This window comes from Ruegeria sp. YTSA072, assembly GCF_059610285.1.
Genome location: NZ_JBXWNI010000005.1, coordinates 223,473 through 237,573, shown reverse-complemented (window position 1 = coordinate 237,573; position 14,101 = coordinate 223,473). Strand labels below are relative to the sequence as shown.

Here is a 14,101-nt window from a genome sequence, read left to right as displayed (position 1 = left end):
CCCCGATGTTTAACGGCAGGAGGGCTTAAATGCAGGACGTGCTTCTAGTCGAAAAGCTGGATACCGATGCTGAATTGGATCGGCTGGCCAAATATTACAGAACAGCCGGAGGTCCCGGCGTTAAACTGTTGAACAGTTTGGGAGGTTCGGCGGAATCGCTACTGGAGCAACTTCCGGCATCTGTGCGGGAGGGGCTGACAGGGGCCACGGAACAGGCGCTTTGGCTAGCGATGCATGCAGCCGAGGGGTCTCGCCGGGCTGTTCCTGATCAAAAGCCCTGGGTCAACACCGCTGTCGCAACGGCAATGGGGGCTGCTGGCGGCATGGGTGGCGTGTCGACTGCCCTGATGGAATTGCCTGCTACGACTGCCATGCTATTACGTGCCATTCAGGGCGCGGCGTTCCGCGAAGGGTTCGATCCGTCCGAGGAAGGCGTCAAATTTGATTGCGTTCGGGTCCTGTCTGCAGCCGGACCACTGTCTTTTGACGATGGCGCAGATCTGGGCTTCTTTTCTGTCCGCCTGACGTTGACTGGCCCTGCGATGCAAAAGCTGATTGCAGCGGTAGCGCCGCGACTGTCCATTGTACTGGGCCAGAAGCTGGCAGCGCAATCGATACCGGTCCTGGGTGCGATCGCAGGTGGTGGAACAAACTACGTCTACACCCGATATTATCAACAGGTGGCGCGCGTTCACTTCGGGTTGCGGCGACTGGCAATCGATGCCGATATCCCGCATGAAGATCTGGTTCGGAAATTGGCTGCTCGGGTCTGAAGCCTGTCTAAACTCTTGGAAGAAAACGCACCATATGGTATTCTGACCCCAGCTGGCCGCTAAATGTATAAAAACCTCAAAGGTCGGCGATTGAGGATGAAAGCAGTTTGAAAGGTGGTGCGGCGTGATCGGTGCGAGGCAACCGACGTGTCTGCAGGGAAGCGAACAGCACCTGCGACTTGAGCATCAATCGGCAGCCCTATGCTATCGCATCAAACACGGAAAGCTCAGGGTTTTGCTGATCACAACGCGCAAATCCAAGCGCTGGATCATACCGAAGGGCTGGCTGATCGAGGATATGACACCGTCGCAAACCGCCAGACGAGAAGCTTGGGAAGAGGCTGGGGTTAAAGGCAATTGCGCAAACAAGCCCATGGGCCGTTTCACATACCTAAAATCCCGCTCGAGTATGAACCCTATGGTGTGTCTGGTGGATGTCTTTCCCCTCAGTGTTACGTCGATTGCGCCTGAATTTCCTGAACGGGCCCAACGAAAGCGAAAGTGGGTTTCGCCCAAAAAAGCGGCCTCTCTGGTGAAATCGCCGGAACTGTCCCATTTGTTACGCAGTCTTGGCCCGATTCTACACTGACTCGCCTTGCGAAGGGCTTGATCTTGCCATGTCTGTCGGTATCTATTTGCCTACCGGAAAATGGACGGACCATGATTCAATATTCGCTGAAATGCAGCCGCGACCATACATTTGACAGTTGGTTTCAATCGGCCGCCGCTTACGACAAACTCGCCTCCGCAGGTATGGTGACCTGCGTTGTGTGTGGTGACGCGCAAGTAGATAAGGCTATCATGACCCCTCGCGTTCGTCCGGCCCGCAATGCCCAGACAACTGAACCACAAAGCAAACAGGTGGATGTCGCGACCCCGTCGCCAGACATCGAGAAGGTGCTGGCGGATCTGCGTCGCAAGGTCGAGGAAAACTCGGACTATGTCGGTAAGGATTTTGCCAAAGAGGCGCGTAAGATCCATTTGGGCGATGCGCCCGAACGCGCGATCTATGGCGAAGCCAAGCCCGATGAGGCCAAAGCGCTGATCGAAGACGGCGTGCCAGTTTCGCCGTTGCCTTTCCTACCCACCCGTAAAACGAACTGACCCATGCATATCGTTATCACCGGGGCTAATCGCGGAATTGGGCAAGCTCTGGCAGATCGTTATCGCGCGCAGGGGCATGACGTAACCGGAACCGCGCGGGATTCCAGTGCGCAGCTTGTACTGGATGTGACAGACCCGAAGCAGCAGGCTTCTATGGCAGAAGGGCTTGCGGGTCGTCCGGTTGATCTGTTGATCTGCAACGCCGGGGTCTATCTGGACAAAGGCCACGGCATAGACGGCTATCCTGCCGACATGTGGGCGCAGAGTTTTGCGACCAATGTGACGGGCGTGTTTCTAACCGTGCAGGCGCTTTTGCCCAATCTTCGGGCAGCGCAAGGCAAAGTTGTGATCCTGTCGTCGCAGATGGCGTCGCACACACGCGCGCCCGGTGGCAGCTATATTTATCGCGCGTCCAAAGCAGCAGCCCTGAATTTGGGGCGGAATCTGGCCACTGATCTGCGTGCAGATGGTATATCGGTGGGCATCTACCATCCGGGGTGGGTGCAGACGGATATGGGCGGCACTCAGGCTGAGATCACTGTGGATCAGGCAACAAATGGGCTGCTTTGCCGCTTTGAGTCACTGTCACTGGCCACGACCGGGTGTTTTGAAACCTGGGACGGTCAGCCGCACGATTATTGACGTTTCAGCGCTGCCGTGGGGATTTCGTAAACTTCATCGGGGTCGATGAAGACCACTGTCAGGTCACCCCGTGTTTCGTGACTGATCCGGGCCGGTGAGCTGCTGGAGGTCGGTACGCCATCCGTGAAATAGATGCTGCGTACTTCGGCGCCGCCCAATCCGACAGCAAGTGTCGTGGTTCCGTCGTCATGGTGGCGCAGCTCGGCGTGGCAGCTGCTCAGCGCTGCTCCGCCTTTGGCACAGGGCACCGTACCCAGTGCATTCTTGCCGTCGGTTGCAGCCAGCGTTGAGACCTGTGCAAAGGCGGATGAGGATAAAAGGACGAGGGCTGCGGCAGCGCGGATCATGGAGAACCTCTGGGAATAAATGCGAGTTGCAGGCTGACAGCCTCTTGGTCGGTTGTAAAGCGATCAGGTGCGGCCATCCGACTGGTTTTGAACTCTTGCCCTTGCGGCCCCCCTCGCATAAGACGCACGGGACCAGAAATCCAAGGCGCGGAGACACTTGCCCCCATGCCCTTACTCGTGATGAAATTTGGCGGCACTTCGGTTGCCAACCTTGACCGTATCCGCCGCGCAGCCAAGCGCATCGGCGTCGAAGTGGCGAAGGGCTATGACGTGATCGTCATCGTCTCGGCCATGTCCGGCAAGACAAACGAGCTTGTGGGCTGGGTCGATGAAACATCACCGTTGTACGATGCGCGGGAATATGATGCCGTCGTGTCCTCGGGTGAGAATATTACCGCTGGCCTGATGGCGTTGACGTTGCAGGAAATGGATGTCCCGGCCCGGAGCTGGCAGGGCTGGCAGGTTCCGCTGATGACCACCAGCGCCCACAGCCAGGCCCGGATCGAAGAAATTCCGACCGATAACCTGAACCAGAAGTTTGGCGAGGGCATGAAGGTTGCCGTCGTCGCCGGGTTTCAGGGCATCAGCCCAGAAGGCCGTATCACGACCTTGGGCCGGGGTGGGTCAGACACCACCGCCGTCGCGTTTGCGGCCGCCTTCGGTGCCGAGCGGTGCGACATCTACACGGACGTTGATGGTGTCTATACCACGGACCCGCGCATCTGCGAGAAGGCACGCAAGCTGGACCGCATTTCGTTCGAGGAAATGCTGGAATTGGCCTCGCTGGGGGCAAAGGTGCTGCAGACCCGCTCAGTCGAATTGGCGATGCGCTACAAGGTAAAACTGCGCGTTCTTTCAAGCTTTGAGGAACAATCCGACGAGGCCGGTACGCTGGTCTGCGATGAGGAGGATATCATGGAATCCAATGTTGTGGCCGGTGTGGCCTATTCCCGCGACGAAGCCAAGATGACCGTTGTCTCGGTGGCTGACCGCCCGGGCATCGCGTCGATCATCTTTACCGCGCTCAGCGACGCGGGCGTGAATGTCGATATGATCGTGCAGAACATCTCGGACGAAGGGCGCACGGACATGACCTTTTCCTGCCCCACCGATCAGGTGGCCCGCGCCGAACAGGCATTGCTGGCAATCAAGGATGCGGGTGAGCTGAATTATGCCGAACTGGTCGCGGACCAGGATGTCTGCAAGGTCTCGGTCGTGGGGATCGGCATGCGCTCGCAGTCGGGCGTGGCGGCCAAGATGTTCAAGATACTCTCGGATGAGGGGATCAACATCAAGGTCATTACAACCTCTGAGATAAAAATTTCCGTCCTAGTCGACAGGAAATACATGGAACTTGCTGTTCAGGCACTGCATGATGCCTTTGAATTGGACAAGGCGGCCTGAGCATTTCAGCCAAAGGTCTCGCCTGATTCCGTAATTTGGGTGGGATATGGCGGAAGGCACCGAAACAGAATCCCGTAAGCTGCTGGGGCGGCTGCGCGAAGAGATGGCGAGCGAAGCCGCCGGTCAGGAACGTCTTGACCGGATCACGCATCTGATTGCCGACAGTATTCGGGCCGAGGTGTGCTCGATCTATCTGTTCCGGGATGCCGATACTCTTGAGCTTTGCGCGACTGAAGGGTTGTCGCCAGAGGCAGTTCACAAGACACGTATGCGGTTGGGTGAAGGGCTTGTTGGTCATGTTGCGCAATCAGGCAAGGTCGTGAACACCGCAGACGCGCCTTCGACCAAAGGGTTTCGGTATATGCCGGAAACCGGCGAAGAGCGGTTCTCGTCCTTCATCGGGGTGCCGATCCAGCGTTTGGGTGAAAAGCTGGGCGTATTGGTCGTGCAATCCCGTGATGCGCGCGTGTATACTGCTGACGAGGTCTACGCGCTGGAAGTGGTCGCCATGGTCTTGGCCGAAATGACCGAGCTTGGTGCCTTTGTGGGCGAGGGCGCAGCGCTTTCACCCCGGCACCAGCAATCGGTGCAATTTGAGGGGGGACCAGCACAGGAGGGATCTGCCGAAGGGCATGTCTGGTTGCATGAACCCCGTGTTGTCGTCACCAACCCGATTGCTGACGACCCCCACCGCGAACGTGAACGTCTGAATGAGGCCGTGGATGAACTGCGCGTGGGCGTCGACAAGATGCTTGAGATTTCGCAGGGCGGTGACAAGGAACAATTGCAGGTTCTGGAAGCCTATCGCATGTTTGCCAATTCCAAAGGCTGGATGCGCCGGATGGAAGAGGACATTGCCCTGGGCCTTAGCGCCGAAGCGGCGGTTGAGAAAGAACAGTCGCAAGCGCGGGCGCGCATGGGGCAGGTTACCGACCCCTATCTGCGGGAAAGGCTGGCAGATCTGGATGACCTCAGCAACCGGCTGCTGCGCATTCTGACCGGGCAGGGGGGCACCAACGGGACCGACCTGCCACCGGATCCCATCCTGGTTGCCCGAAATATCGGGCCTGGGGATCTGTTGGAATATGGTCGCTCGTTGAAAGGGATCGTTCTTGAGGAAGGCTCGGTCGGTAGCCACGCAACGATTGTGGCTCGCGCCCTTGCAATTCCACTGGTGGTTCACGTTGGGCACATCACGACCGAGGCGTTGAACGGAGATCATATACTGGTCGATGGCGATCAGGGTATGGTCCAACTGCGTCCGGAAGATACCGTTGTCTCCGCGTTTCGCGATAAAATCGCAATGCAGGCCAAAGCGCAGGAACGCTATGCCTCGATTCGCGATACTCCGACAGTGACGCGCGATGGTGAACGGATCAATCTGGTTATGAACGCGGGCCTGATGGCGGATCTGCCGTCGCTGGGCAATTCAGGGGCCGAGGGTGTGGGCCTGTTCCGCACCGAGCTTCAGTTCCTGATCCGCAATCAGATGCCCAAGCGGTCCGAGCTTGTGACACAATATCAGCGCGTCATGGATGCTGCTTGCGACATGCGCGTGGTGTTCCGCACACTGGATATCGGGTCGGACAAAGTTCTGCCCTACATGAAGCACGTCGAAGAGCCCAACCCGGCTTTGGGCTGGCGCGCTATTCGCGTTGGTCTGGATAAGCGCGGCGTTATGCGGATGCAGTTGCAGGCATTGATGCGTGCAGCCAATGGGCGGCCTTTGACAATCATGTTCCCGTTTGTGGCGCAGGCCGAAGAATACCGTGAGGCACGTTGGGAAGTGAACAAGACCATCGAACGCGAAAAGCGCCTTGGTCATGTGCTGCCAGAATCGATCGAAGTTGGCGCAATGCTGGAAACGCCGTCTCTCGCCTTTGCCCCGCAGAAGTTCTTTGACGAGGTTGATTTCGTCTCGATCGGGGGCAACGACCTGAAACAGTTCTTTTTTGCCGCTGACCGCGAAAACGAGCTGGTTCGCCGACGCTATGACACGCTGAATGTCAGCTTCCTCTCCTTCATCGAACGGATTGTCGAGCGCTGCAATATCTCGAACACGCCGTTGTCTTTCTGTGGCGAGGATGCCGGGCGACCTGTTGAGGCACTTTGTCTGGCAGCAATGGGTATTCGAACCTTATCCATGCGCCCGGCGTCGATTGGCCCAGTCAAAAGCGTGTTGTTGCGCGCTGACCTGCAGTCACTGCGTAAGATCATCGCCGACGCCCGCCATCGTGGAGACCAATCGGTTCGATCCTCGGTTATGGAGTGGTTGCGGAATCAGGGTTGATTTTCCAGTTGCGCTTCCCTATTCAGTGCCTGAGTGTTAGCGGTAACAATGCTTGCATCACAAGGACCAGTGATAACTGCGCCTGAGTGATGCCAGCAGATTTGAAGGAGCCCATAGATGGTTTCACGCGTAATCCCGGTAGACCCGTTCGATCTGGTGCTATTCGGCGCGACCGGCGATCTGGCGCAGCGCAAGATCTTGCCCGGGCTCTATCATCGGTTCGAAGTCGGCCAGATGCCCGAAGAGGCAAAGATCATCGGCACGGCGCGGTCTGACATGAACAGTGACGGGTTCCGTGACCAAATACGCGCCTCGATGAAAGAATTTGCGCCTGCGTTCAAAAAGGACGTTCTGGATCAGTTTCTGAGCCATGTTGAATATGTTCCCGTTGACGCAATGGGGGACTCCGGCTGGAAAGACCTTGCCAAAACCTTGCGTCCTGGCGTTGTACGCGCGTTCTACCTGTCAGTTGGCCCCAGCCTTTTCTCCGGCATCGCAAAAAGGCTCAGCGATCATGGTATGGCGACGCCCGACAGCCGTATCGTGGTCGAAAAACCCTTTGGCCACGACCTCGCCTCGGCCCAGGCGCTGAACTCCGGGTTGCGAGCCTGCTTTGAAGAGCATCAGATATATCGGATCGACCACTATTTGGGAAAGGAAACGGTTCAGAACCTGATGGCGCTGCGCTTTGCCAATTCCCTGTTCGAACCTCTCTGGAACGCGACGCATGTCGATCATGTTCAGATTACCGTGGCAGAGACTGTTGGCGTCGAAGGGCGCGGAGCCTATTACGATCAGTCCGGTGCAATGCGGGACATGGTGCAGAACCATCTGGTTCAGCTATTGTGCCTGACTGCGATGGAACCTCCGTCCAAGTTTTCGCCCAACGCCGTGCGTGACGAGAAGGTCAAGGTGATCGAAGCGCTGGAGCCCGTTGCGCCGTCTGACATCGCACGCGGCCAATATCGTTCGAGCAAGGGCGGCGACGGTTATTTGGATCATGTTGGCAACCCCGCGAGCCGCACCGAAAGCTACATCGCTCTTAAGGCCCATATCGGCAACTGGCGCTGGGCTAGTGTGCCGTTCTATTTGCGAACTGGAAAACGCCTGCGTGCCCGCGAATCCGAAATCGCAGTGTTTTTCCGGGATCCGCCGCATACGATCTTCCCCAATGTCGGCCCGCTGCACGGCAACGTGCTGGTGATCCGCCTGCAACCGGACGAAGGTATTACCCTGCGCACGACGATCAAAGAACCGGGGCAGGGCGGGTTCCGCCTGTCAGATGTTGCACTGGACATGAGTTTTGCCGATGCGCTGGGTGATGAGGCCCAGTCGCCGGACGCCTATGAACGACTGATCATGGATGTCATTCGTGGCGACCAAACACTGTTCATGCGAGGGGACGAGGCAGAGGCGGCCTGGGCCTGGGTCGATCCAATCATCCACGGTTGGGAAGAGCGCGGAGACAAACCCGCGAAGTACGATCAGGGCAGTTCCGGTCCGGAGGAAGCATTGATGCTGATGCATCGCGATGGACGCCGCTGGCGTCAGATCGGAGGGTAATCATGGTACATTCAGTCATCACCGACGTCACTCAACGCATCATCGACCGCAGCGCCGAACTGCGCGGCCCGCATATTGAGCGTATGGAACATGCCCGATCCAAGGGACCGGCGCGCGCGCATTTGTCGTGCAGCGGTCAAGCCCACGCCTATGCCGGTGCGGGTGAGGATCAGCAAGCGATGGCCACTGATACGGCCGGTAATCTGGGCATCGTGACCGCCTATAACGACATGCTTTCCGCCCACCAGCCGTTCGAGCGTTATCCCGCACTGATCCGTGACGCGATCCGAGCGGCAGGTGGCACCGCACAAGTTGCGGGTGGCGTGCCAGCCATGTGTGACGGCGTCACCCAAGGCGAGGCGGGGATGGAGTTGTCTCTGTTTTCCCGCGACGTGATTGCCCTGGCGACCGGAGTGGCGCTGAGCCACAACACCTATGATGCGGCCGTTTTCCTGGGCGTTTGTGACAAGATCGTTCCCGGTTTGATTATCGGCGCACAGGCGTTTGGCCATCTGCCCGCTGTTTTCCTGCCAGCCGGACCGATGACCAGCGGTCTGCCCAACGATGAAAAAGCCAAGATTCGCCAGAAATTCGCCGCCGGAGAAATCGGCCGCGACGAGCTCATGGCCGCTGAAATGGCCGCTTATCACGGACCGGGTACTTGCACTTTTTATGGCACCGCGAACACCAATCAGATGCTGATGGAATTCATGGGCCTGCATCTGCCGGGGTCAAGCTTTGTAAATCCCAACACGCCTCTGCGGGATGCGCTGACCGAGGAAGGCGCGCGCCGCGCCCTGTCGCTGAGCGCGCTGGGCAATCATTATACGCCGGTCTATCAGGTTTTGGATGAGCGGGCGTTTGTGAACGGCATCGTGGGTCTGATGGCCACGGGTGGGTCGACCAACCTGCTGATCCATTTGATCGCAATGGCGCGCGCAGGTGGTATCGTGTTGGATTGGCAGGATTTTTCTGACATTTCTGCCGTGGTTCCCTTGGTTGCGCGGGTTTATCCAAACGGCCTCGCAGACGTGAACCACTTCCACGCAGCGGGTGGTCTTGGGTACTGCATTGGAACGCTACTGGAAGACGGGCTGCTGCACCCCGACACTCTAACCGTCGCGGGGCAGGGTCTGCAGAATTATACCAAAGAACCGAAGCTAAAGAACGGTGAGCTGGTTTGGGAAGACGGGGCTGGCCACAGCCTGAACGAAAAAATCGTCCGCCCGGCGAAAGACCCGTTCCAACCCACTGGTGGGTTGTCGCGCCTGACTGGCAATTTGGGCACCGGCGTGATGAAGGTTTCGGCCGTCGACCCGGAACATCAGGTTGTCGAAGCGCCTGTACGCGTGTTCCATGATCAGGACGAAGCAAAAGCCGCGTTCAAGGCCGGAGAGTTCACCGGCGACGTCATTGTTGTTGTCCGGTTCCAGGGACCCAAAGCAAATGGCATGCCCGAGCTTCACTCGCTGACACCGATCCTGTCGATCTTGCAGGGCCGTGGGCAAAAGATGGCGCTTGTAACCGATGGTCGTATGTCCGGCGCGTCCGGCAAAGTCCCTGCGGCGATCCATGTCTGCCCCGAGGCGCTGGATGGCGGGCCGATCGCTTACCTGCAGGATGGCGACATCTTGCGCGTCGATGCGGTGAAGGGTGAGTTGGAGATTCTGACCCCCGGGGTTCTGGACCGTGCCCCTGCCACTGCTGATCTGTCGGCCAACCAACACGGCGTGGGGCGTGACCTGTTCGCTACTTTCCGCCAAAATGTCGGATCAGCAGACACCGGCGCCAGTATTTTCGGAGTTTGACCCATGTCCAAAACCCAACGCACGCGTGAAATCTGCGCACTTGCGCCCATTGTTCCTGTCCTTGTCGTCGATGACGCGGCTCAGGCGCGCCCACTGGCCGAGGCGCTTGTCGCAGGTGGTCTTCCCGCGCTTGAGGTTACACTGCGCACCCCTGCTGCACTAGACGCGATCCGCGCGATGGCGGATGTGCCGGGCGGCGTCGTCGGTGCAGGAACTTTGGTCACGCCAGAAGATGTGCGCGCCGCGAAAGAAGCAGGCGCGCAATTTGGCGTCTCGCCCGGTGCCACCGACGAGTTGATCGCGGCCTGCGAGGCCGAAGGCCTGCCCTTGTTGCCCGGCGCCGCCACAGCCAGTGAGGCGATGCGTCTGTTGGAAAAGGGCTACGACATGCTCAAGTTCTTCCCGGCCGAGGCGTCGGGTGGTGCACCTGCGTTGAAAGCGATTGGCGCACCGTTGCCGCAAATCAAGTTTTGCCCGACCGGTGGCGTGTCCCCCGAAAATGCAAAGGATTACCTGTCCTTGTCCAATGTGGTCTGCGCGGGCGGAAGCTGGGTTGCGCCGAAAAAGATGGTCATTGATGGGGATTGGGCCGGTATCGAAAACCTTGCGCGCGCGGCCTCCAAGCTGATGGATTGACGCCGCTTAAAGCTGCGCTAGGGTGGGCGTCAATTCATACAGGTTGATCCCATGACAGACCCCATTTCCTTGGCGCAAGGGCGCGAGTATCTGGCGATTCCAGGACCTTCGGTCATCCCGGATGCGGTTTTGCAGGCCATGCACCGCCCGTCGCCGAATATCTACGAAGGCGAGCTGATCGAGATGATGCCGGCGCTGACCCGCGATCTGTGCCGCGTGGCGCGGACCGAGCATAGCGTTGCTATCTATATCTCTAACGGCCACGGGACGTGGGAGGCAGCGCTGTCCAACGTCATCGCTCCCGGTGAAACGGTTCTAGCCCCCGCATCTGGCCGATTTACCCATGGCTGGGCCGAGATGGCCGAGGGTATCGGCGCCAACGTTCAATTAATAGACTTCGGCTCGTCCTCGGCCTGGGATTTTGACCGTATTGCCGAGGCATTGCGTGACGACAAAGCCCACATGATCAAGGCGGTACTGGCCGTTCATGTGGACACGTCAAGCTCAATCCGGAACGACATTCCAGCACTACGCGCCTTGTTGGACGATCTGGACCACCCGGCGCTTTTGATGGCAGATTGCATTGCCTCGCTGGGGTGTGACCGGTTCGAAATGGATGCCTGGGGCGTCGATGTTACGGTTACGGCTTGCCAGAAGGGGCTGATGACACCCGCTGGCACCGGCTTTGTCTTCTTCAATGACAAAGCACAGGCCAAACGGGCCGCTATGCCACGAGTTTCGCAGTATTGGGACTGGCAGCCACGATCCAACCCCGACCTGTTCTATCAGTATTTCAACGGCACCGCGCCAACCCATCACCTCTACGGTTTGCGTACGGCGCTGGACATGATCCATGCCGAGGGGATGGAACAGGTTTGGGCGCGCCACGAACGCCTTGCTATGGCGATCTGGGAAGCGTGTGAAATGTGGGCGCAAGGTGACGCGTTGTATCTGAATGTTGCGGATCGTCAACATCGCAGCCACGCTGTCACCGCCTTGCGACTAACCGAGGGACGCGGCACGCCATTGCGCGAGTTCACTGAAAACCAACTGGGGTTGACCCTTGGTATTGGTCTGGGGATGGACGATTGGGACGGATGCTTCCGTCTTGGCCATATGGGTCACGTCAATGGCCAGATGGTTATGGCTACTTTGGGCGGTGTGGAAACAGCCTTGGCCGCGCTGGATATCCCTCGCGGCAAAGGCGCGTTAGAAGCTGCAGCTGCGGTACTTGCGTCGAAGACCTAACGCCGCGCCTCGGCAAGCGCTTTTGGTAATGCTGTCGCAAAGGCATCCAGATCGGCTGCCTCGCCACAGCTGACGCGGATGCAGCGATTTTGCGGTGCGGCAAAGGGCATACGCACGAAAATGCCCTGCGCAACCAGCGAGTCCAGGACTGCCTTGGCAAAGGCTCCATCCTTCCCGCAATCAATGGCAACGAAGTTGGTGGCCGAGGGCAAGGGCGCTAAACCATTCTCTCGTGCAATATGGCCAATCCGGTCACGCGCTTCGGTAATCTTGGTCTGAACATGATTTAGCCACTCGGCATCCTTCAGTGCGGCCAGCGCACCGGCCTGCGCGGCTCGGTTCATTCCGAAATGGTTGCGCACCTTGTTGAAGGCTGAAATCAGGCCGGGTGCGCCGATGGCATAGCCAACCCGCGCGCCCGCCATGCCGTACACCTTGGAAAAAGTTCGCATCCGGATCACCCGCGGATCGTCTTCTGCCACAGGGGCGGCGGTGCCTTCAGGCGCACATTCCACATAGGCCTCGTCCAATACAAGCAAACACCCGTCAGGCAGATCGTCCAGCGCCGCCACGATTTCCGCTCCGGAATGCCAGCTACCCATCGGGTTGTCAGGATTGGCCAGATACACCAGCTTGGCATCCACTTCACGTGCCTTGGCAAACAGCGCCGCCGGGTCCTCGTGGTCGTCGCGATATGGCACCTTGTGGAGTGTCCCCCCGAACCCAGCCACATGGTAGTTGAAGGTCGGATATGCCCCATCTGAGGTGACAACCGCGTCTCCGGATCCGACCAGTAGCCGCACCAGGTAACCCAACAGCCCGTCGATGCCTTCGCCAACCACGATGTTTTCCGACCGGACTTCATGGTGATCCGCCAATGCGGCACGCAGATCGTGGTTTTCCGGATCGCCATACATCCAGATCCCCGTTTCTGCCATTGCCGCTATGGCGTGCGGAGAGGGTCCAAACACGCTTTCATTTGCGCCCAGCCGCGCCACAAATGGCGCGCCACGCTGGCGTTCCTGCGTTTCGGGGCCAACAAACGGCACGGTTGCAGGCAGGGATTGGGCAAGCGGGGTATAGCGTGGCTCTGTCATGGGGGCAGATAAACGTAAGGTCATACGACAGGCAAGCTTGCGTTGCAGGATGCTGCTCCGCATTGTTCGCGTAACGATTAAAGGGAGGAGCGCGCATGCGCATTGTTTTGGGCTTGTTGATTGTCGGCCTCGCCTATCTGGTTTTCTGGCCGGTCCCGGTTCAACCGGTGGCATGGACCCCACCCGAAGCACCGGGTTTCACTGGTGACTTTGCGGAGAACAATGCGTTGGACCAGCTGGAGCTGATCTCGTTGCCTGACGGTGAGAAAGGCCCCGAAGACATTGCCATCATGCCCGACGGGTCCGTCTACACGACCAGCCTGTCCGGGGCTCTATACCAGATAGACGGCGAGGTCCCGGTGAAAGTTGACGACCTCGGTGGTCGGCCCTTGGGCCTGACGGTCGGTCCGGATGGGGTGCTTTACATCGCCAACAGCTTCCGCGGCATCATGCGATGGACCGGCCCCGGAACGCTGCAGCCAGTCGTGTCCGAGATAGACGGCGCGCCAGTGATTTATGCCAATCAATTGGACGTGGCGCAGGACGGGACGATCTATTTCTCAAACTCGTCTGATCGGTTCGATCCAGAAACGATGGGTGGAACCAAACCGACCTCGGTTCTGACTATCTGGGAGCAATCGGACACAGGTTACGTTGCCCGTCACGCGCCCGATGGCACGACCGAGAAACTGGCCGAAGGCTTTGTCTACACGAACGGCGTCGCATTGTCGCCGGGTGAGGATTTTCTGCTGATCGCCGAAACCGGGCGCGCCAGAGTGCACAAACTTTGGCTGACAGGCCCGAAGGCCGGGCAGCAAGAGGTCCTGATGGACAATCTGCCCAGCTACCCTGACAACATCGAGGCGCAGGGGGATGGCACCTATTGGATGGCCTTTGCCAGCCCGCGCGTGCCGAGCGAGGCGCTTATGCCGTACCCATTCCTGCGCAAGGTGATCTGGCGACTGGGACCGATGGTGCGGCCTGCGCCGATCCATCGCGGGATGATGGTGCAGTTCGACGGCGACGGGAACATCCTGCAGACCTTGCAAGACCCCGGGGGTCGGTTGGGCATCACCACGGGTGGCAAGGTGGCCGGGGAACATTTCTACGTCATGACATTGGATTCGCCCTGGTTTGGGCGCATGTCTGCGTCAAATCTGCCCTAACGTTGAGGTGGAACTGTCTGATC

At 58.7% G+C, this 14,101-nt stretch carries 13 protein-coding genes; 11 read left to right on the top strand and 2 right to left on the bottom strand.

The genetic code is table 11. From position 1 onward, the window contains the following. The first annotated feature begins 29 nt into the window (after positions 1-29). The 4 genes from AC2FIB_RS11525 to AC2FIB_RS11510 all read left to right on the top strand — a co-directional run bounded on the left by AC2FIB_RS11525 (position 30) and on the right by AC2FIB_RS11510 (position 2,519). The gene (locus tag AC2FIB_RS11525; protein ID WP_496736764.1) at positions 30-773 is read left to right on the top strand and encodes an EcsC family protein; all 744 of its coding nucleotides are present in this window, start codon (positions 30-32) and stop codon (positions 771-773) included. Positions 774-897: 124 nt separating this feature from the next. Continuing rightward, complete coding sequence (locus AC2FIB_RS11520) at positions 898-1,362, top strand: NUDIX hydrolase (RefSeq protein ID WP_496736766.1); 465 nt, start codon at positions 898-900, stop codon at positions 1,360-1,362. A gap of 71 nt (positions 1,363-1,433) precedes the next feature. Then, positions 1,434-1,877, top strand: coding sequence for a DUF1178 family protein (locus AC2FIB_RS11515; RefSeq protein WP_108861745.1), 444 nt, complete (start codon positions 1,434-1,436; stop codon positions 1,875-1,877). A gap of 3 nt (positions 1,878-1,880) precedes the next feature. Further along, on the top strand, positions 1,881-2,519 hold the full coding sequence (locus tag AC2FIB_RS11510) for an SDR family NAD(P)-dependent oxidoreductase (RefSeq protein WP_496699803.1): 639 nt from the start codon (positions 1,881-1,883) through the stop codon (positions 2,517-2,519). Here the strand turns inward: AC2FIB_RS11510 and AC2FIB_RS11505 are convergent. Next, entirely contained in the window at positions 2,513-2,866 is a 354-nt protein-coding gene (locus AC2FIB_RS11505; protein WP_058272247.1) for a hypothetical protein, read from the bottom strand. The genes AC2FIB_RS11510 and AC2FIB_RS11505 overlap by 7 nt on opposite strands. Before the next feature lie 165 nt (positions 2,867-3,031). Between AC2FIB_RS11505 and AC2FIB_RS11500 the strand changes: the two genes are divergently transcribed. The 6 genes from AC2FIB_RS11500 to AC2FIB_RS11475 all read left to right on the top strand — a co-directional run bounded on the left by AC2FIB_RS11500 (position 3,032) and on the right by AC2FIB_RS11475 (position 11,815). Then, the gene (locus tag AC2FIB_RS11500; RefSeq protein ID WP_058272246.1) at positions 3,032-4,270 is read left to right on the top strand and encodes an aspartate kinase; all 1,239 of its coding nucleotides are present in this window, start codon (positions 3,032-3,034) and stop codon (positions 4,268-4,270) included. A gap of 46 nt (positions 4,271-4,316) precedes the next feature. After that, positions 4,317-6,560: a phosphoenolpyruvate--protein phosphotransferase gene (gene ptsP, locus AC2FIB_RS11495; protein ID WP_496736770.1), complete on the top strand. Its 2,244-nt coding sequence runs from the start codon at positions 4,317-4,319 to the stop codon at positions 6,558-6,560. A gap of 117 nt (positions 6,561-6,677) precedes the next feature. Further along, positions 6,678-8,123: a glucose-6-phosphate dehydrogenase gene (gene zwf, locus AC2FIB_RS11490; protein WP_496736772.1), complete on the top strand. Its 1,446-nt coding sequence runs from the start codon at positions 6,678-6,680 to the stop codon at positions 8,121-8,123. Positions 8,124-8,125: 2 nt separating this feature from the next. Beyond that, entirely contained in the window at positions 8,126-9,931 is a 1,806-nt protein-coding gene (gene edd / locus AC2FIB_RS11485; protein ID WP_496736774.1) for a phosphogluconate dehydratase, read from the top strand. Positions 9,932-9,934: 3 nt separating this feature from the next. Beyond that, a complete protein-coding gene (locus AC2FIB_RS11480; protein WP_113790523.1) occupies positions 9,935-10,567 on the top strand; it encodes a bifunctional 4-hydroxy-2-oxoglutarate aldolase/2-dehydro-3-deoxy-phosphogluconate aldolase in 633 nt (210 codons plus the stop codon). 51 nt (positions 10,568-10,618) lie between these two features. Further along, entirely contained in the window at positions 10,619-11,815 is a 1,197-nt protein-coding gene (locus AC2FIB_RS11475; RefSeq protein ID WP_496842084.1) for a pyridoxal-phosphate-dependent aminotransferase family protein, read from the top strand. Here the strand turns inward: AC2FIB_RS11475 and AC2FIB_RS11470 are convergent. After that, entirely contained in the window at positions 11,812-12,912 is a 1,101-nt protein-coding gene (locus AC2FIB_RS11470; protein WP_496842082.1) for a pyridoxal phosphate-dependent aminotransferase, read from the bottom strand. The genes AC2FIB_RS11475 and AC2FIB_RS11470 overlap by 4 nt on opposite strands. A 95-nt stretch (positions 12,913-13,007) precedes the next feature. On the opposite strand from AC2FIB_RS11470, the gene AC2FIB_RS11465 reads away from it, so the two are divergent. Beyond that, positions 13,008-14,078: an SMP-30/gluconolactonase/LRE family protein gene (locus AC2FIB_RS11465; RefSeq protein ID WP_496842080.1), complete on the top strand. Its 1,071-nt coding sequence runs from the start codon at positions 13,008-13,010 to the stop codon at positions 14,076-14,078. Positions 14,079-14,101: the final 23 nt, after the last annotated feature.